Genomic DNA, 17913 nt, shown 5'->3' with positions numbered 1-17913 from the left:
AGAGACACGTGGCCTCCGCATTGAAACTCTGAAAAAGGAACGTGATGAGACTGATTCTGTTGGGCGCTCCGGGTGCCGGCAAAGGAACGCAAGCCACTTTCATCTGCCAGAAATACGGCATTCCCCAAATCTCCACGGGCGACATGCTGCGCGCCGCCGTCAAGGCCGGCACGCCGCTGGGCCAACAGGCCAAGGCCGTCATGGAATCGGGCGCCCTGGTGAGCGACGATCTCATCATCAATCTGGTCAAGGAACGCATCGCCCAGCCCGACTGCGCCAATGGGTTCCTGTTCGACGGTTTTCCCCGCACCATCCCGCAAGCCGACGCCATGAAGGCCGCCGGCGTGAAACTGGACTACGTGCTCGAAATCGACGTGCCGTTCGACGCCATCATCGAGCGCATGAGCGGCCGCCGTTCGCACCCTGCCTCGGGCCGCACCTACCACGTCAAATTCAATCCGCCCAAAGTGGCCGGCCTCGATGACGTGACCGGTGAGCCGCTGATCCAGCGCGAGGACGACAAGGAAGAAACTGTCCGGAAGCGCCTGGAGGTCTACAGCGCACAAACCCGCCCGCTGGTGGACTACTACAGCAACTGGGCCAAAACCGATGCCGCTGCCGCGCCCAAATACCGCGCCATCAGCGGCATGGGTTCGGTGGACGACATCACCACCCGCGCCTTTGCGGCCTTGTCGGCGTAAGTCCGACACCACCCCGCCCCAAGCCCGGCCCGACGCCGGGCTTTTTGTTGTCCGCTCTCTTTTCAATCCTCGCTTGCAAAGACTTTGAAACTGGTTAAAAATACAGCCACTGGATAAGAAGACAGTTCCATCCGACACCATTCGCGCCGGAGCTGCTTTCCGCCCCTTTTGCTGCACATTCCTGCCTGCGCCCGACGCCCTACAAGAGGTATTCCATGATCGAGTCTGCGTTCTATCCGCCCAAGCTCACGGCCCGCCAGCAACAGATTCTGGAACTCATCCAGAGCGCCATTGCGCGCACCGGCGCGCCACCCACCCGGGCCGAGATCGCCACCGAACTGGGGTTCAAGTCGGCCAATGCGGCCGAAGAGCATCTGCAGGCACTGGCGCGCAAAGGCGTGATCGAGCTGGTCAGCGGCACCTCGCGCGGCATCCGGCTGCGCAGCGAAGACCTCCAGTCCATCAACGAATCGCGTGGGCGCCAGATGACGCTGCCCCTACCCAGTCTGTCGCAGTTGATGCTGCCCCTGATTGGCCGTGTTGCGGCGGGCTCGCCCATCCTGGCCCAAGAACATGTCGATCAAACCTACCATGTCGAACGCAGCCTGTTCCAGCACACGCCCGACTACCTGCTCAAGGTACGCGGCATGTCCATGCGGGACGTGGGCATCATCGACGGCGATCTGCTCGCCGTGCAGGCCACCAAAGAGGCCAAGAATGGCCAGATCGTGGTGGCCAGGTTGGGCGACGATGTGACCGTCAAGCGCTTCATGCGGCGCCAGCATTTGATCGAGCTGCACGCCGAAAACCCGGACTACAAGACCATCGTGGTCGAACCGGGCGAACCCTTTGAAATCGAAGGCCTGGCTGTCGGCCTGATCCGCAACAGTTTCCAGATCTGACCCACCGGGTCCATGTCGCCTCAGCAGGTGGCGGGCGTTTGGCCGGGCTCGTGAAATTTACGGGCCCGGCACATCCCTGCGCTGGCGGCCCCACTCGCAATCCTGCCTGTGTTCAACCCCTTTTTGGAGTTTCGCATGGGAATCCGCTTCACCACCAACACCTGGCGCGCACCGTTGCAGTTGATCGACTGCTGGTTGCCGGCTGCCCCACAACGCCCGTCCACACCGCGCACCATGTCGCAGGTGGTGCGGCATTTCACCCGCGCAGGCTGGCTGGGCCGTGCCATGGATGTTTCGGCCCCTGCCGCCAACAACCGCATGGCCACAGGCAACAGAGCCATTCAGCCGCCAGTTGCCCACCGTGCCTGTCACGTGCGAGTGCTCCGTTCGGACGGCGCATCCGCCAGCGACCGCAACAGTCCGCGCCTGGTGATTTCGGGCCGCATCAGCGATGTGTGCGCCGAACTCGACCGACTGGCCGCGCTGGAGCATCAAGCCGAGACCCGCCCCACCTGAGCCGAGATCGGTTCCGCCGCCCCCGATCTTTGCCGCATCCTCGCTGTGTTGATCGGGGCCAGATCGCAGGGCATGTTCCGGTGCGGTAAGGCATGACCATGCGGGCACAATAGCCCCATGAATATTGTGATCCTCGATGACTACCAGGACGTGGTCCGCAAGCTGCGTTGCGCCGAAAAGCTCGAGGCCTATCCGGCCAAGGTCTTCACCAACACCGTCAAAGGCGTGGGGCAGCTGTCCATCCGTTTGCGCGACGCCGACGTGCTGGTGTTGATCCGGGAGAGAACCCAGATCACCCGCCAACTGGTCGAAAAACTGCCAAAGCTCAAGCTCATCGCGCAGACCGGTCGGGTCGGTGGGCACATCGATGTCAATGCCTGCACCGAACGGGGCATTGCCGTCGCCGAGGGCGTGGGCGCGCCCTTTGCCACGGCCGAGTTGACCTGGGCCCTGATCATGGCCTCCATGCGGCGCATTCCCCAGTACGTGGCCAACCTGAAGCATGGCGCCTGGCAACAGGCCGGCCTGAAGTCGTCGTCCATGCCTGTCAACTTTGGGGTGGGCATGGTGCTCAGAGGCAAAACCCTGGGGGTCTGGAGCTACGGCCGCATTGGCCAGCTGGTGGCCGGGTACGGCCGGGCCTTTGGCATGCGGGTGATCGTGTGGGGCAGCGAGGCCTCAAGGCAGCGGGCCTCGGCCGATGGCTACGAAACCGCGAAAGACAAGATCGATCTCTTCGAGTCTTCCGACGTGCTGACGCTGCATCTGCGGCTGGGTGAAACCAACGCCTGCAGCGTCACGCTGGAGGACCTGTCCCGCATGAAGCCAACCTCGTTGCTGGTGAACACCTCCCGCGCCGAGCTTCTTGAACCCGAAGCCCTGCTGGCGGCCCTGAACCGTGGCCGTCCTGGCATGGCCGCCGTGGACGTGTTCGAGTCCGAACCGATCCTGCAGGGCCACGCACTGCTGCGTCTGGAGAACTGCATCTGCACGCCACACATTGGTTATGTCGAGCAGGAGAGCTATGAAACCTATTTCGCGTCCGCGTTTGACAACGTGGTCAGCTACATCAAAGGCACGCCGACCAACATCGTCAACCCGGGTGCGCTGCAGGTGCGCCGCTGAAGCATCGACGAACGCCGGGGATTCCCCCGGACATAAAAAACGCCGGACTGACCCAGCGTTTTCTTTTTTTCCGACGTCACTTCTTCTGGTCGGCCGGTTTGTTCTGCGACTCCCCGTCGGGGGGCATGAAGTCCAGAACCTCAAAATCGATCAGATTGCCCTCGGCGGCCTTGAACAAGGGATCACCGGGCGCAGGCACCGGTTGAGCGGACGGCTCCACCGGCGCTGCGATCTCGGGCAGTGAAGCCTCAAAGGCAGACACCTCGGCCAGTTCGTCCAGATCCACATCCAGCCCCAGGCGCGGTGAGATCGGTGGTGCCAGATCCAGTGGCTCGGTCTGGCGGTCAAACACAGACGCGGCCAGCGCCTTGCGGCCCGCTGCTTTGAGCGGTTGCATGGCCGTGTGATGAAAATCGTTGACGGGTTGAGGCGCATCCGGCTCGTGCTGGTTTATCTCCTTGGCAATCGCATGCAGCAACAGCAGCTCACGATAAGCCTCCAGATCGAAAACCTCGGCTTCCGTGTCGTTGTGCTCTTTGAAAATCGACTGTTCGATCACTTCCAGCACCTTGGGACCTGGCCACAGCGCCTGGATACGGCTGAACGCGGCCTCATACGCCTCCAGGCCACGGCTTTCATCGGTGTACTGATCAAACGGTGGTGCACCGGCGTTGAAAATGCGGTTGAACTCTTCGCGCAGCCCTTCGTAGTCCTTGCGACGGTTGAGCTTGTGGTACAGCTTGAACAGGTCCAGATAAGCCAGCGCGCTGGGCTCCTGGCTCTCAGTCAGGTGGTGGCGCAGCACCTGGATGGCCTGATCGTCCTCGCCCAGAGAGATGAAAAAATCGGCCTGCTGCTGCACATCGAACAGCTCTTCGGTCGCCACCGAACGGGAAACACCGATCAGACTCGGGGCGAACTCGCGTTTGTCCTTGGGCCTCAGTCCCGGCACGCTTTCAACACCCACCTCGGACAACGGGCTGTACTCATCGAACGAGGATTCCCGGTCAAGATTCAGATCGATGTCCAGGGACTCGTTCCTGGGAACGCCCGCGCGCACCACCGGACGCCTTTCGGCCTTGCTGGCGGCGCTGGGCGCCCACCAGGCTCTGGAAGCCTCGGAATCCGTGACCTGCCGGCCTTTGCGCCGCCACAGCATCAGCAACGCCAGCAGGGCCAGCAACAACAAGGCCCCGAGCAGGTACACCAGCCCGTTCAGATAACGCTGTGAACGGGCCTGTTCCAGGCGGGCATTGAGCTCGTTGATGACCGCTTTGCTCCGGGTTTCCTCCTCTCGCAGGCCCTTGGCCTCGGCCTCCAGCACCACCATCTTCCGGGCATCGCGCAGGATCTCCTCCGGCGACGCATTGATGGCTTTCCACAGCAAGCCGGCCGCGGCGCGCTCTTCCTCAGAAGCGGTCGGCTCGCTGAGCAGGGAGGGTGAAAGTCGGAGAACCGGATCGCGCTCGATGTTCAGGCTCAGGTCCAAGGGATCGAGTTGCAGACGCGGGCCGGTAGCTTGCGCGGGTTCCACCGGTCGACGCACCACGCTGGGGAGGCGGGGTCGGGCCGGTCGTGCGCCAGATGCGCCAGGACCGGTCGCCCTCGCGGCGGCATCCGACCGCCTCGCAGGCACCGCCGGTGCCGCTGCCCCCACGGGGACTCCGGCGACGGAAGAAGCCGACGGCAAGGCTTGTGCCGCTGCACGGGGCTGCGACGGGCCCGGCTCGGCCGCACCTCGGGCCGGTTCGCTGAGCAGGTCGGCCAGCAAGACGTAGCGACGTGTGAATGGCGTACCGCAACCCGCCCGCACCTGGATCGTGACAATGGGTTCGGTGACCGGCTCGCTCGACTGGATACGCACCGAAGCTTCGGCGTCGGGAGCGGATCTCTGGGGCGTGCTGCGCACCGATCCCGCAGAAACCCGGGCGTCGCCGTACAGCACTTCGGCCTGTATGCACAGCGCGGCGATATCCTCCCCCGGGCTCAACAGGGCTTGCACACGCACGTCCAGCGGACGCCCGATCACGGCCGCCCCACTGTGCCTTCCCAACGTTACCGCCGAACTGCTCAAAGCAGTTGATAGCAAAATACAGGCTGTCCAGATCTGGCGCACGTCAGAGACCCTTCATTTCTTTGTCGGAACATTCTGTCATAGCTTGTCGCGATTTCGACCCAAATAATACTTTCATATGCAATCTGTTTTCAGAACCGTCGGCGTCGTGGGCACCGGTGCCATGGGTCGTGGCATCGCTCAAATGAGTGCCCAGGCGGGCAGCGAGGTGCTGCTGTTTGATACCCAAGCCGGTGCCGCCGACGCCGCGTTGAACGCGTTGCGGGACACTTGGCAAAAGCTGCTGACCAAGGGAAAACTGGACCAGGCCGAGCACGATGCCTGCATTTCCCGCGTTCGCCTGGCCGATGCCTGGGAAGCCTTGGCCCCTTGCGATCTGGTGGTCGAGGCCATCGTTGAAAAGCTCGACATCAAGCAGCGCCTGTTCGCCGATCTGGAGAATCTGGTCGGGCCCAAAACGGTGCTTGCAAGCAACACCTCGTCGCTGTCGATCACGGCGATTGGCGCAGGGCTCAAGAGGCCCGGCCAACTGGCGGGTTTTCACTTTTTCAATCCTGTTCCCCTGATGCGGGTGGTGGAAGTCATTGCCGGCCTGAAGACGGACGCTGTCGTGTGCCAGCAACTCATGGATTACGCACGCCAGTTCGGACATACCCCTGTATCGGCACAAGACACCCCCGGCTTTATCGTGAACCACGCGGGTCGGGGCTATGGCACCGAGGCACTGCGTGTGGTTGGGGAAAAGGTGGCCGACTTCGCCACCATCGACCGCATCCTGAAAGACCAGGTGGGTTTCCGTCTCGGCCCGTTTGAGCTGATGGACCTGACCGCGCTGGACGTGTCGCACCCGGTGATGGAATCCATCTACCACCAGTACTTTGAAGAACCCCGCTACCGCCCCAGCGTGATCACGGCCCAGCGGCTGGCCGGTGGGGTGGTCGGGAAAAAAGTGGGTGAGGGCTTTTACAACTACGACAACGGCGCAGCGCAGATGCCTGCCGAGCCACCCGCGCCCGTGGTATCGGCGCTGCCGCCGGTCTGGGTTTCACCCAAGGCGGCTCGGCGCGCCGAGCTCTACCAGTTGCTGAAAAATCTGGGTGCCAGCATCGAAACCGCAGCGACGCCCTCCGCCAGCGCGCTGATTCTGGTGGCCCCACTGGGGCTGGACGTGACCACGCTGGCTGCGGTGGAGCGGCTGGACGCCACCCGCACGATCGGCATCGACATGATGCTGGACGATGCTTCCACGCGACGGCGGGTGCTGGCCACCAACCCGGCCACCCGCCCCGACATGCGCGATGCCGCCCACGCCCTGTTTGCCCGCGATGGCAAAGCGGTGAGCGTGATCCGTGACAGCGGTGGCTTCGTGACGCAGCGCGTGGTGGCCACCATCGTCAACATCGCCACCGACATGTGCCAACAGGGCATCTGCTCGCCGGCCGACCTGGACGTGGCGGTCACACTGGGTCTGGGCTACCCCATGGGACCGCTGGCCCTGGGGGACCGCATCGGCCCCACCAACGTGCTGGAGATCCTGTTCAACCTGCAGACGGTTTATGGCGATCCCCGCTACCGCCCGTCTCCCTGGCTGCGCCGACGCGGCGCGCTGGGCCTGAGCCTGACGCACGAGGAGGTGTAACCCCACCCTGCGCCGCTTCGCGTCTTCCCGCCAGGGGAGCACACCGACGGCTTGGCAAAGCCCGCTCCGTGGTGTGCGCTGGATGCCGTCACGCAACATCCCAACGATTCCTGAAAACGCCATACGCCTCATGACCGCCAGCCTCAAAAGCCACAGCCATGGCCAGACCATGGTGCTGACCATCAGCAACCCCGAGCACCGCAACGCCCTGGGGCCGGACCTGTACGCCGCTGGCGTGGAGGCGCTCAACGTGGCCGAGAACAACCCGGAGCTGCGCAGCGTCGTCATCACCGGCGAGGGCAACCACTTCTGCGCCGGAGGCAACCTGCAGCGGCTGATGGACAACCGCCAGCAGCCGCCCGAGGTCCAGGCGCAAAGCATCGAAGGTCTGCACAACTGGATCGAAACCATCCGCGCCTTTCCCAAGCCGGTGGTGGCGGCCGTCGAAGGCTCGTGCGCGGGCGCCGGTTTTTCGCTGGCGCTGGCCTGCGACCTCGTGGTCGCGGCGCACAACAGCGTGTTCGTGATGGCCTACAGCAACGTGGGCCTCTCGCCCGACGGCGGAGCCACCTGGAGCCTGATGCGCGCCCTGCCCCGCGCCACGGCGCTGCAGCTGCTGATGGGCGGCGAGCGCATCAGCGCTGAGCGGCTGCAGCAGCTCGGTGTGATCAACCAGGTGAGCGCCCTGGGTGAATCGCTGAGCGACGCGCTGGCGCTGTGCGAACGGCTCAATGCACGCGCGCCCAACGCGCTGGCCAGCATCAAGGAGCTCGCCAACGAGGCGATGACCGGTTCGCTGCACGCCCAGCTCGGCGCCGAGCGTGACCACTTCGTGCGCAACCTGCACCACGCGAACGCCGGTGAAGGCATCGCGGCCTTCCTCGACAAGCGCCGCGCCAACTACCTCTGAGCGAGGCACCGCCGTCCGGCGACCGCAAGGACGCTTGCGGGACACGGCTCATGCAAACCCTGATGCCCACGCAGGTCGCAGTGGCGACAATCGGGCACACCCCCAGTCACTCATAAGACAGCCGATGGACGAACCGATTCTGACAATGGAAGAACGCGAGGCGATCAACAGTGGTCGCTGGTTCAGCAGCCTTTCACCTTCCCTGCGTCACGACATACTCCGATGCGCCTACGTCAAGCGATTCAAGGATGGCGACCTCATCGTCGCCCGCGGCGACCCGCCCACCGAATGGACGGCGGTCGCCAAGGGTGCGGTGCGCGTGAGTTCGACCTCGCTCTCGGGCAAGCAGATCACGCTGACCTACGTGGAGCCGGGCGTGTGGTTCGGCGACGTGGCGATGTTCGACGGCGACCAGCGCACACACGATGCCTACGCGCATGGCGCGACCACCCTGCTCTGCGTGGCCCGCAACGACTTCCAGAAAATTCTCAGCATGCACGTGGAGCTGTACGAGGCCCTGATGCGGCTGCAGGCGCGGCGCATCCGCACGCTGTTCGGTCTGGTGGAGGACCTCAACACCCTGCCCCTGCGTGCGCGGCTGGCCAAGCAGTTGCTGCATCTGGTGCGCAGCTACGGTGTGCCCTGCCTGTCGGACGGCAACGAGATGCGCATCGGCTTGCAGCTGGCGCAGGAAGAGCTGGCGCAATTGCTGGGCGCTTCGCGCCAACGTGTCAACCAGGAACTCAAGTCGATGGAGCGCGAGGGCGCCATCCGGATCGAACAGGGTGGCCTGGTGGTGCGCAACCGCGACATGCTGATGCGCATCGCCGAAGCCGAGTCCTGAACCACCGGGCCCGGCCCGTGGCCGAGTCCCTCGTTTCCGCGCCGGGTTGCGCGTGCCCGAACCCCACCGAGACCCGCGCATGAGTGATACCCAGAGCTTCACCGGCACACGCGCCGTGTCCGGACAACACGCTTTTGATGTCGCGGCGCTGCAGCACTGGCTCACGGCCCATCTGAACGGCTTTGCCGGGCCGCTGACGGTGGAGATGTTCAAGGGCGGGCAGTCCAATCCGACCTACAAGCTCATCACGCCGCAACGCGCCTACGTGATGCGCGCCAAGCCCGGCCCGGTGGCCAAGCTGCTGCCCTCGGCCCACGCGATCGAGCGCGAGTTCCGCGTCATGAGTGCGCTGCATGGCACGGGTGTGCCGGTGGCGCAGATGCACGTGCTGTGCGAAGACGAATCGGTGATCGGCCGCGCCTTCTATGTCATGGAGTGCGTGGACGGCCGCGTGATGTGGGAGCAATCCCTGCCCGACATGGGCCGCGAGCAGCGCGGTGCCATCTACAACGAGATGAACCGGGTCCTGGCCGCGCTGCACACGGTGGACCCGATGGCCATCGGTCTGGAAGGCTACGGCAAACCCGGCAACTACTTCGAGCGCCAGATCGGCCGCTGGAGCAAACAGTACGTGGCCTCGATCACCCAGCCGATCCCCGAGATGGACAAGCTCATGGAGTGGCTGCCGCAGAACGTGCCGGCCATGGCGCGCGACGAGTCCCTGGTGTCGGTGGTGCACGGCGACTACCGGCTCGACAACCTGATGTTCCACCCGACCGAGCCGCGCGTGCTCGCGGTGCTGGACTGGGAGCTCTCCACCCTGGGCCATCCGCTGGCCGACTTCAGCTACCACTGCATGTCGTGGCACATCCCGCCCGGGGCGTTCCGGGGCATCGGCGGCCTGGACGTGCGGGCCCTGGGCATTCCCACCGAAGACGACTACATCGCGCTCTACTGCGAGCGCACGGGCTTTGCCACGCCGGAGCAGCTCAAGGCCGACTGGAACTTCTACCTCGCCTACAACCTGTTCCGCCTGGCCGCCATCCTGCAAGGCATCGCCAAGCGGGTCGAGATGGGCACCGCCTCCAGCGCGCAGGCCGTCTCATCTGCTGCGGGCGCGCGGCCCCTGGCCGAAATGGCCTGGCGATTTGCGCAACGCACCTGAGCCGAGCCCGCTTCCATTCATTGCACCGAACAGATCACCCCACCAAGGAACCTCATGAACTTCGATTACACCGACAAGGTCAAGGACATGCGCGAACGCCTGCTGGCGTTCATGGACGAACACATCTACCCGAACGAGGGGCGCTTCTTTGCCGAGATCGCCGCCAATCGGGCGAACGGCAACGCATGGATTCCCACCACGATCATTGAAGAGCTCAAACCCAAGGCGCGCGCCGCGGGTCTGTGGAACCTGTTCCTGCCGCGCAGCCCGCGCGCGCCCGAGGGCCTGTCCAACCTGGAATACGCGCCGCTGTGCGAGATCATGGGCCGCGTGCCGTTTGCCGCCGAGGTGTTCAACTGCTCCGCACCCGACACCGGCAACATGGAAACGCTGGAGCGTTACGCCAGCGAAGACATCAAGGACGAGTGGCTGGAGCCGCTGCTCAAGGGCGAGTTCCGCTCGGCCTTTCTCATGACCGAGCCCGAGGTGGCTTCGTCGGACGCAACCAACATCCAGTGCCGCATCGAGCGCGATGGCGACGACTACGTGATCAACGGCCGCAAGTGGTGGTCATCGGGCGCGGGCGACCCGCGTTGCGCCGTCTACATCGTGATGGGCAAGACCAACCCCGACGCACCGCGCCATTCGCAGCAGTCCATGATCGTGGTGCCCTCCAACACCCCCGGCATCGAGGTGGTGCGACCGCTGTCGGTGTTCGGCTACGACGACGCTCCGCACGGCCACATGGAAGTGGTGCTGAAAAACGTGCGCGTGCCGGCGCGCAACCTGTTGCTGGGCGAGGGGCGCGGCTTCGAGATCGCCCAGGGCCGCCTGGGCCCGGGCCGCATCCACCACTGCATGCGCTCCATCGGCGCGGCCGAACGCGCGCTTGAACTCATGTGCAAGCGGCTCAACAGCCGCGTCGCCTTTGGCAAACCGATCTCGACCCAGTCGGTCTGGCACGAACGCATCGCCGACGCGCGCTGCCGCATCGAGATGGCGCGCCTGCTCACGCTCAAGGCGGCCTATATGATGGACACCGTGGGCAACAAGGTGGCCAAGGCCGAGATCGCGATGATCAAGGTGGTGGCACCCAACATGGCCTGCGACGTCATCGACATGGCCATCCAGGCGCATGGCGGCGGCGGCGTGAGCGACGATTTCCCGCTCGCCTACAGCTACGCCAGCCAGCGCACCCTGCGCCTGGCCGACGGCCCGGACGAGGTGCACCGCCAGTCGATCGCCAAGCTGGAGCTGGCCAAACACATCCTGATCAAGGCCGGGGTGGACATGCCGGTCACGCGCGGCTGCTGAACCCACCTCGCACCGTCCCAGCACCCGCGGTCCTACGGCAGCTCCATCGCGCGGGCGCTCGCGTGCTCGAACAGGTCGAGCGCGTACAGCACACTGGCGGTGGGGTTCTTGCTCGGCACCTGCATGCGCAGATAGGTCTTGCCGCGCATGAGCATCAGCAACACCGGCGTCTGCGCATCAACGCCGGCATCCGGCCACGCCATCAACCGGGCCACCATCGCATCATCGACCCAGTGTCTTGCGGTGTCGGCCGCGTCGGCCAGCACCGCGTAGCGCGCCCAGAATGCGGGGTCCGGGCCTTCCCAGCCCAGGTCCCGGTACATGGACACCCAGCGCATCTCCTCGGGCAGCGGCTCGGTCACGGTCTGCAGTTCGTCCGTGACCTGCTCGTACAAACGGTGTGCCTGCTCGGTCAACTGCTGCTTGAGATGGCGGTTCATCAGCACCACCGTGGCCGCCGTGTCCAGCGCCAGTTCGGCCCGCGCCGAAAGCTCGCGCCCACGGATGAACAGGCGCGCAGGCGCACCGTATTCAACCCGCAGCGGCCGGCCGTGCAGCAGGCCGCTGAGGACAAAGCCGCTCTCGGGCATGTGCGTGAAGTGCAGCGAACGCGCCTCGGACCAGCTGTGCACGGCATCGGTCGAAAGCCCATCGCTGCCTGCGCGCAGCAGATTCTGAAACCGCTCAAACATCGCCAATGGTTTTCCCGTAAAGTCGTTCGGGCGGAAAGACAACCACCCATCAAAAGAAAGAGGCACGCGACCCATGATCGACGTCTACTCCTGGCCCACGCCCAACGGGCACAAGGTCCACATCATGCTGGAAGAATGCGGCTTGCGCCTGGGGCGAGACTGGCGTGTCCATCCCGTCAACATCGGCCAGGGCGACCAGTTCAAGCCCGAGTTTCTCAAAATCAGTCCCAACAACAAGATCCCCGCGCTGGTCGACACGAATGGGCCCGATGGCAAGCCCATCAGCCTGTTTGAATCGGGCGCCATCCTGCTCTACCTGGCCGCCAAAACCGGCAAGTTCCTGCCCAAGTCGGACCGGGCCAAATTCAAGGTGCTGGAGTGGCTGATGTTCCAGATGGGCGGCGTCGGCCCCATGCTCGGCCAGGCGCACCACTTCCGCATCTACGCCCCGGAAAAGATCGACTACGCCATCAACCGCTACACCAACGAGGCCCGGCGCCTGTACGGCGTGATGGACAAGCAACTGGCCGAACACAAGTTCATCGCGGGCAACCAGTATTCCGTGGCCGACATCGCCATCTTCCCGTGGCTGCGGAGCTGGCGGAACCAGGGCATTGACTGGGCCGACCACCCCCGGCTGAAAGACTGGTTCGACCGCATCGCGGCCCGGCCGGCCGTGGTGCGTGGAGTGGCCGTCCTGGCCGATGCGCGCCAGCCACTCACCGACGACAAGGCGCGCGACGTGCTGTTCGGACAGACGCAGTACCAGAAACACTGAACAAAAATCCATCGCCCGCCCGGAAGCGGGTCTGCCAGCGGGTACAATTCGCCGCTTAGTCGGAGCGTAGCGCAGCCTGGTAGCGCATCTGCTTTGGGAGCAGAGGGTCGCGAGTTCGAATCCCGCCGCTCCGACCATTCATCGAAGAACAAAAAGGCCCACGTCGTGGGCCTTTTTTGTATCGGCAGACCCATCGTCTACCCGTAGCTCAACTGGATAGAGCAGCTGCCTTCTAAGCAGCAGGTCGGGGGTTCGAGTCCCTCCGGGTAGGCCACCCCTGCGCGAGCAGCGTCCATGCGAACGCTCCCGCCCCCTCTTCCCCAATTTCGCCACCCCCTTGCTGGAACGCCGCGTCGGCGGACTGGTCGCGTGCGCTCGTGCATGCTCCATCCCCGGCAACAGACCAAGGGTTTTCACGGGGCATCAGACTTCATATCATGCAATATAGTGCATCAGCCAACGCGCTTATGGCGCCCCGAATGGGGCCCATTGAATGCAATATAAATCACCAAGCAGCCTGGCTCGCCAGCACGAAACCGGTGACATTCATGCATCAATAGTTTAGACATCAAGTACGGGTAATTCACTATCCCAAAGACCACGCCGCCCGCATACAGTGATCCGACCCTTGAAACCACACACTTGGAGAACCCCATGACCACCCGCCGTCTTGTCCTTACCCGCAGTGCCGCCGTGATCGGCGCCGCTTCCAGCGGCTTGCTGCTGCCGCAGATCGTCCGGGCCCAGTCCGACAAGGTCCGTGTGGGCTTCATGCTGCCCTACACCGGCACGTTTGCGCAGCTCGGCGTGGCGATCGAAAACGGTTTCCGCATGGCGCTCAACGAACAGGGCGGCAAGCTCGGCGGGCGCGAGGTGGAGTTTTTCAAGGTGGACGATGAGTCCAACCCCGCCAAGGGCATCGAAAACGCCAACCGCCTGGTGCAGCGCGACAAGGTCGACGTGCTGGTGGGCACGGTGCACTCGGGCGTGCAGATGGGCATCCACAAGGTGGCGCGCGACAGTGGCGTGCTCAACCTGATCCCCAACGCCGGTGTGCACGTGGCCACCCGCGCCCAGTGCGCGCCCAACGTGTTTCGCACCTCGTTCAGCAACTCGCAACCCACGCTGGCGCTGGGCAAGGCCATGGTGGAACGCGGCCACAAGAAGGCGGTGTGGATCACCTGGAACTACGCGGCCGGCGAAGAGGCCTATGAAGGCTTCGAGCAGAGCTACACCGCCGCGGGCGGCACCATCGTCAAGAAGCTCGGCCTGCCCTTCCCGAACGTGGAGTTCCAGGCGCTGCTGACCGAAATCGCTTCGCTCAAACCCGACGCCGTGGCCTGCTTCTTCGCGGGTGGCGGCGCCGCCAAGTTCCTGCGCGACTACGCCGCCGCTGGCCTGAACAAGAACATCCAGCTCTACGGCTCGGGCTTCCTGACCGAGGGTGTGCTCGAAGCCGCCGGCCCGGCCGCCGACGGCGTGTTGACCACCATGCACTACAGCGACTCGCTGGACACGCCGCGCAACAAGAAATTCCGCCTCGACTACGCCAAAACCTTCAAGGCCCAGCCCGACGTGTACGCCGTGCAGGGTTACGACACCGGTCTGCTGCTGGTCAAGGGCGCCAACGCGGTCAAGGGCGACCTGTCGAGCAAGAAGGCGCTGTACGCGGCCATGGAAGGCGCGACCATCGACAGCCCGCGTGGCCAGTGGACCATGAGCAAGGCCCACAACCCGATCCAGGACATGTACCTGCGCAAGGTGGAAAACAAGGAAAACAAGGTCATCGGCATTGCGCAGAAGGCCGTGGCCGACCCGGCCACCGGCTGTCGCATGGGCTGAGCCCGGTTCTGAAACCTTGCCCGAGGTCTGCGCCTTTCGAGGTGCAGGCCCTGTCTGCGCCCAATCACCGATCCGATGGACTTCGCCAACTTCCTGATCCAGTTGCTCAACAGCCTGCAATACGGCCTGTTGCTGTTCATGCTGGCCGCAGGCCTCACCCTGATCTTCGGCATCATGGGTGTGGTCAACCTGGCCCATGGCAGCTTCTACATGCTGGGGGCCTACCTCGCCTGGTTTCTGGCTTCGCAGTTCGACAGCCTGGTGCTGGCCATCGTGGTGGGCACGCTGCTCGCCGTGGCGCTGGGCTGGGCGCTGGAATGGCTGCTGTTCCGCCACTTCTACCACCGCGACCACCTCGACCAGGTGCTGCTCACCTTCGGCCTGATCTACATCTTTGAAGAAGTGCGCTCCATCCTCTGGGGCGACGACGTGCACTCGGTCCCGGTGCCCGAACTGGTGAACTGGTCCATCCCGCTCACGGACAACCTGTCTTACCCGGTCTACCGGCTGGTGATCTCGGCGGTGTGCGTGGCGCTGGCGCTGGGCCTGTATTTGCTGATTTCCAAAACCCGCCTCGGCATGAAGATCCGCGCCGGCGCCTTCAACCGCGAAATGACCGAGGCCCTGGGCATCAACATCCGCCTGATCCACGGCGTGGTGTTCGCGCTGGGCGTGGCGCTGGCCGCCATCGCCGGCATGATCGCCTCGCCGATCTCCAGCGTGTACCCCGGCATGGGCAGCTCGGTGCTGATCATGTGTTTCGTGGTGGTGGTCATCGGAGGTATCGGCTCGGTGCGCGGCGCGCTGGTGGCCGCGCTCATGGTCGGCCTGGTGGACACCTTCGGCAAGGTGCTGCTGCCACAGATCGCCGGCATGGCGGTCTACATGCTGATGGCCGGCGTGCTGCTCTACAAACCTGAAGGCCTGTTCAAACAATGAGTTCGCCCAAAGCCCAACTCGAAAAACTGCCGCGCAGCGTGCAGGTGCTGCTGGCGCTGGGTGCGATCGCGCTCGCGGCGTTTCCGCTGGTGCCCTCCGACAGCGCCGACTTCTACCTGCAGATGCTCTCGCAGATGATGATCCTGGCGATCTTCGCCATGAGCCTGGACCTGCTGCAGGGCGTGAGCGGCCTGGTGTCGCTCGGCCACGCCGCCTACTTCGGCCTGGCCGGCTACGCGCTGGCGTTCCTGACCCCGGCCGACACACCCATCAGCCTGTGGTGGGCGCTGCCGGTGTCGGCTCTCGGTGCCGGGCTGGCGGCGCTGGTGATCGGCTTCTTCGTGGTGCGCACGCACGGCATCTACTTCATCATGGTCACCATGGCCTTCGCGCAGATGGTGTTCTTCCTGTTCTTCGACAACAAGGAGCTCGGGGGATCGGATGGCCTGTACGTCAACTTCCGGCCCGACGCGACCCTGTTCGGCTGGGCCGGCATCGACCTGGAAAACAAGACCACCTTCTATTACTTCACGCTGGCGATGCTGGTGGCCGTCTACGCCTTCCTGCGCCGCCTGCTGTTCTCGCCGTTTGGCCGCGTGCTCGCGGGCATCCGCGTCAACGAGCACCGCATGCGCGCCGTGGGCTACGGCACCTTCGGCTACAAGCTCGCCGCCTTCACGCTGGCCGGCACCCTGGCCGGCGTGGCCGGGTTCCTGTGGGCCGCGCAGACCGGTTTCGTGAACCCCGATCTCATGGGTTTTCACATGAGCGCGCACGCCATCATGATGGTGATCCTGGGCGGCATGGGCAATTTCGCCGGGGCCATCGTGGGCGCCTTCGCGTTCGAATACGTGATGCACTTTTTCAAAGACCTCACCAAACACTGGCAACTGCTCATGGGCGGCTTCATCGTGCTGGTGGTGGTGTTCGCGCCGCGTGGCCTGCTCGGCCTGAGCGAAAAGTTCCAGCGCCGCCGCGGGGTGAACAGCGATGAGTGATCTCCTGCTGAGCGCCCGCAGCCTGACCAAACGTTTCGGCGGCCTGGCCGCCGTGAACGACGTGTCGGTGGATCTGTTCCGCGACCACATCCATGCCGTGATCGGCCCCAACGGGGCGGGCAAGTCCACCCTGACCAACCTGCTCTCGGGCGACCTGCCACCCACCTCGGGGAGCATCACGCTCAACGGCACGGAAACCGCCGGCCATTCGCCCGAATCGATCTCCCGCCTGGGTCTGGGCCGCAGCTACCAGAAGACCAACATCTTCCTGCCCTTCACGGTGTGGGACAACGTGCGGCTGGCCGCGCAATCGCGCGAGCGCCACTGGCCCTGGAACCCGCTGCGCTGGATCGGCTCGGCCCAGGCCATGGCCGGGGTCAACCAGCGCTGCGAGCGCGCCATCGAGCTCGCTGGCCTGACGCACCGCAGCCAGACCGTGGCCGGCACCACCAGCCACGGTGAACAGCGCCAGCTCGAAATCGCCATGACCCTGGCGACCGAGCCCACCGTGCTGCTGCTCGACGAACCCCTGGCCGGCATGGGGCAGGCCGAGGCCGAAAGCATGATCGCCCTGCTGCAGAAGCTGAAGAAGAACCACGCCATGATGCTGGTGGAGCACGATATGGACGCCGTGTTCTCGCTGGCCGATCAGCTCACCGTGATGGTCAATGGCCAGGTGATTGCCAGCGGCACGCCGGCCCAGGTGCGCAGCGACCCTCTGGTGCAAGCGGCGTATCTCGGAGAGGACCACGCATGAAAGCCACGCCGCTGATCCAGGCCTCCGGCCTGCACACCCACTACGGCGCCAGCCACATCCTGCGCGGTGTGGACTTCACGGTCGGCCAGGGCCAGACCATCGGTCTGATGGGCCGCAACGGCATGGGCAAGACGACCCTGCTCAAGTCGCTCATGGGCATCGTCAAGCCCAGCGGCGGCGGCGTGCTCATCAAGGGCCGGCCCATGACGGGCGCCTCCACCTACGAGATCGCGCGCGAAGGCATCGCCTACGTGCCCGAAGGCCGGGGCATCTTCGGCAACCTGAGCGTGAAGGAAAACCTGGTCATGTCGGCCCGCGCGGGCTGCAAGGGCCAGCGCGACTGGACCTACGACCGCGTGCTGGAAACCTTCCCCCGTCTCGCCGAGCGCCTGAACCACGGCGGCCAGCAACTCAGTGGCGGCGAGCAGCAGATGCTGACCATCGGCCGCGCGCTCATGACCAACCCCGACGTGCTGATCCTCGACGAAGCCACCGAAGGTCTGGCGCCGCTGATCGCGCGCGAGATCTGGCGCATCTGCGGCCTGATCCGCGAGAGCGGCATCAGCAGCGTGATCGTGGACAAGAACTGGAAACACGTGACCCAGATCACCGACCGCAACGTCATCCTCGTCAAGGGTGAGGTGGCGTTCGAAGGCAGTTCCGACGAACTGCTGTCGAAGCCGGAATTGCTGGAGCAGTACCTCGGGGTTTGAGCTG

General features: G+C 64.6%; 17 protein-coding genes and 2 tRNA genes. 17 read left to right on the top strand and 2 right to left on the bottom strand.

Annotation, left to right across the window (positions count from 1 at the left end; translation table 11 throughout):
- Positions 1 to 44: 44 nt before the first annotated feature.
- The 4 genes from adk (at position 45) to KIH07_RS15705 (ending at position 3244) form a co-directional block, all read left to right on the top strand.
- Positions 45 to 701 (top strand): adenylate kinase, encoded by a 657-nt coding sequence (gene adk, locus KIH07_RS15720; RefSeq protein WP_226492866.1) that lies wholly within the window; start codon positions 45 to 47, stop codon positions 699 to 701.
- A gap of 215 nt (positions 702 to 916) precedes the next feature.
- A complete protein-coding gene (lexA, locus tag KIH07_RS15715) occupies positions 917 to 1603 on the top strand; it encodes a transcriptional repressor LexA (RefSeq protein WP_226492865.1) in 687 nt (228 codons plus the stop codon).
- Positions 1604 to 1738: 135 nt separating this feature from the next.
- Positions 1739 to 2119 carry a hypothetical protein gene (locus KIH07_RS15710; RefSeq protein ID WP_226492864.1) on the top strand — a complete coding sequence of 127 codons (381 nt, stop codon included), beginning with the start codon at positions 1739 to 1741 and terminating at the stop codon, positions 2117 to 2119.
- Between the two features lie 117 nt (positions 2120 to 2236).
- Positions 2237 to 3244, top strand: a complete 1008-nt coding sequence (locus KIH07_RS15705) for a D-2-hydroxyacid dehydrogenase family protein (protein ID WP_226492863.1) — start codon at positions 2237 to 2239, stop codon at positions 3242 to 3244.
- 76 nt (positions 3245 to 3320) lie between these two features.
- On the opposite strand, the gene KIH07_RS15700 is transcribed toward KIH07_RS15705, so the two are convergent.
- The gene (locus tag KIH07_RS15700) at positions 3321 to 5246 is read right to left on the bottom strand and encodes a hypothetical protein (protein WP_226492862.1); all 1926 of its coding nucleotides are present in this window, start codon (positions 5244 to 5246) and stop codon (positions 3321 to 3323) included.
- Between the two features lie 190 nt (positions 5247 to 5436).
- On the opposite strand from KIH07_RS15700, the gene KIH07_RS15695 reads away from it, so the two are divergent.
- The 5 genes from KIH07_RS15695 (at position 5437) to KIH07_RS15675 (ending at position 11190) form a co-directional block, all read left to right on the top strand.
- Entirely contained in the window at positions 5437 to 6957 is a 1521-nt protein-coding gene (locus tag KIH07_RS15695; protein WP_226492861.1) for a 3-hydroxyacyl-CoA dehydrogenase, read from the top strand.
- A 130-nt stretch (positions 6958 to 7087) separates the two neighbouring features.
- On the top strand, positions 7088 to 7867 hold the full coding sequence (locus KIH07_RS15690) for an oxepin-CoA hydrolase, alternative type (RefSeq protein WP_226492860.1): 780 nt from the start codon (positions 7088 to 7090) through the stop codon (positions 7865 to 7867).
- A 124-nt stretch (positions 7868 to 7991) separates the two neighbouring features.
- Positions 7992 to 8711 (top strand): Crp/Fnr family transcriptional regulator, encoded by a 720-nt coding sequence (locus KIH07_RS15685; RefSeq protein WP_226492859.1) that lies wholly within the window; start codon positions 7992 to 7994, stop codon positions 8709 to 8711.
- A 79-nt stretch (positions 8712 to 8790) separates the two neighbouring features.
- Positions 8791 to 9876, top strand: a complete 1086-nt coding sequence (locus tag KIH07_RS15680) for a phosphotransferase family protein (protein WP_226492858.1) — start codon at positions 8791 to 8793, stop codon at positions 9874 to 9876.
- Between the two features lie 54 nt (positions 9877 to 9930).
- The gene (locus KIH07_RS15675; protein WP_226492857.1) at positions 9931 to 11190 is read left to right on the top strand and encodes an acyl-CoA dehydrogenase family protein; all 1260 of its coding nucleotides are present in this window, start codon (positions 9931 to 9933) and stop codon (positions 11188 to 11190) included.
- A 32-nt stretch (positions 11191 to 11222) separates the two neighbouring features.
- On the opposite strand, the gene KIH07_RS15670 is transcribed toward KIH07_RS15675, so the two are convergent.
- Positions 11223 to 11882, bottom strand: a complete 660-nt coding sequence (locus KIH07_RS15670; RefSeq protein ID WP_226492856.1) for a hypothetical protein — start codon at positions 11880 to 11882, stop codon at positions 11223 to 11225.
- Positions 11883 to 11955: 73 nt separating this feature from the next.
- On the opposite strand from KIH07_RS15670, the gene KIH07_RS15665 reads away from it, so the two are divergent.
- The 8 genes from KIH07_RS15665 to KIH07_RS15630 all read left to right on the top strand — a co-directional run bounded on the left by KIH07_RS15665 (position 11956) and on the right by KIH07_RS15630 (position 17909).
- A complete protein-coding gene (locus tag KIH07_RS15665; RefSeq protein WP_226492855.1) occupies positions 11956 to 12660 on the top strand; it encodes a glutathione binding-like protein in 705 nt (234 codons plus the stop codon).
- A 60-nt stretch (positions 12661 to 12720) separates the two neighbouring features.
- Positions 12721 to 12797 (top strand) — tRNA-Pro (locus KIH07_RS15660).
- A gap of 60 nt (positions 12798 to 12857) precedes the next feature.
- A tRNA-Arg gene (locus KIH07_RS15655) sits at positions 12858 to 12934 on the top strand.
- A gap of 380 nt (positions 12935 to 13314) precedes the next feature.
- Entirely contained in the window at positions 13315 to 14502 is a 1188-nt protein-coding gene (locus KIH07_RS15650; protein ID WP_226492854.1) for an ABC transporter substrate-binding protein, read from the top strand.
- 75 nt (positions 14503 to 14577) lie between these two features.
- On the top strand, positions 14578 to 15441 hold the full coding sequence (locus KIH07_RS15645; protein ID WP_226492853.1) for a branched-chain amino acid ABC transporter permease: 864 nt from the start codon (positions 14578 to 14580) through the stop codon (positions 15439 to 15441).
- Positions 15438 to 16439 carry a branched-chain amino acid ABC transporter permease gene (locus KIH07_RS15640; RefSeq protein WP_226492852.1) on the top strand — a complete coding sequence of 334 codons (1002 nt, stop codon included), beginning with the start codon at positions 15438 to 15440 and terminating at the stop codon, positions 16437 to 16439. Before KIH07_RS15645 ends, KIH07_RS15640 begins: the two co-directional genes overlap by 4 nt.
- Complete coding sequence (locus KIH07_RS15635) at positions 16432 to 17196, top strand: ABC transporter ATP-binding protein (RefSeq protein WP_226492851.1); 765 nt, start codon at positions 16432 to 16434, stop codon at positions 17194 to 17196. Before KIH07_RS15640 ends, KIH07_RS15635 begins: the two co-directional genes overlap by 8 nt.
- A complete protein-coding gene (locus KIH07_RS15630) occupies positions 17193 to 17909 on the top strand; it encodes an ABC transporter ATP-binding protein (protein ID WP_226492850.1) in 717 nt (238 codons plus the stop codon). The genes KIH07_RS15635 and KIH07_RS15630 overlap by 4 nt, the downstream gene beginning before the upstream one ends.
- Positions 17910 to 17913: the final 4 nt, after the last annotated feature.

This window comes from Hydrogenophaga taeniospiralis (genome assembly GCF_020510445.1).
GTDB lineage: Bacteria > Pseudomonadota > Gammaproteobacteria > Burkholderiales > Burkholderiaceae_C > Hydrogenophaga.
Note: the sequence above shows the minus strand (reverse complement) of the source record. Positions and strands in the feature narration are given on the sequence as shown.

Excerpts from the sequence above, each read along its gene's own strand:
- adk (WP_226492866.1), top strand. The coding sequence starts at position 45 with ATGAGACTGATTCTGTTGGGCGCTCCGGGTGCCGGCAAAGGAACGCAA.
- lexA (WP_226492865.1), top strand. The coding sequence starts at position 917 with ATGATCGAGTCTGCGTTCTATCCGCCCAAGCTCACGGCCCGCCAGCAA.
- KIH07_RS15710 (WP_226492864.1), top strand. The coding sequence starts at position 1,739 with ATGGGAATCCGCTTCACCACCAACACCTGGCGCGCACCGTTGCAGTTG.
- KIH07_RS15705 (WP_226492863.1), top strand. The coding sequence starts at position 2,237 with ATGAATATTGTGATCCTCGATGACTACCAGGACGTGGTCCGCAAGCTG.
- KIH07_RS15695 (WP_226492861.1), top strand. The coding sequence starts at position 5,437 with ATGCAATCTGTTTTCAGAACCGTCGGCGTCGTGGGCACCGGTGCCATG.
- KIH07_RS15690 (WP_226492860.1), top strand. The coding sequence starts at position 7,088 with ATGACCGCCAGCCTCAAAAGCCACAGCCATGGCCAGACCATGGTGCTG.
- KIH07_RS15685 (WP_226492859.1), top strand. The coding sequence starts at position 7,992 with ATGGACGAACCGATTCTGACAATGGAAGAACGCGAGGCGATCAACAGT.
- KIH07_RS15680 (WP_226492858.1), top strand. The coding sequence starts at position 8,791 with ATGAGTGATACCCAGAGCTTCACCGGCACACGCGCCGTGTCCGGACAA.
- KIH07_RS15675 (WP_226492857.1), top strand. The coding sequence starts at position 9,931 with ATGAACTTCGATTACACCGACAAGGTCAAGGACATGCGCGAACGCCTG.
- KIH07_RS15670 (WP_226492856.1), bottom strand. The coding sequence starts at position 11,882 with ATGTTTGAGCGGTTTCAGAATCTGCTGCGCGCAGGCAGCGATGGGCTT.
- KIH07_RS15665 (WP_226492855.1), top strand. The coding sequence starts at position 11,956 with ATGATCGACGTCTACTCCTGGCCCACGCCCAACGGGCACAAGGTCCAC.
- KIH07_RS15650 (WP_226492854.1), top strand. The coding sequence starts at position 13,315 with ATGACCACCCGCCGTCTTGTCCTTACCCGCAGTGCCGCCGTGATCGGC.
- KIH07_RS15645 (WP_226492853.1), top strand. The coding sequence starts at position 14,578 with ATGGACTTCGCCAACTTCCTGATCCAGTTGCTCAACAGCCTGCAATAC.
- KIH07_RS15640 (WP_226492852.1), top strand. The coding sequence starts at position 15,438 with ATGAGTTCGCCCAAAGCCCAACTCGAAAAACTGCCGCGCAGCGTGCAG.
- KIH07_RS15635 (WP_226492851.1), top strand. The coding sequence starts at position 16,432 with ATGAGTGATCTCCTGCTGAGCGCCCGCAGCCTGACCAAACGTTTCGGC.
- KIH07_RS15630 (WP_226492850.1), top strand. The coding sequence starts at position 17,193 with ATGAAAGCCACGCCGCTGATCCAGGCCTCCGGCCTGCACACCCACTAC.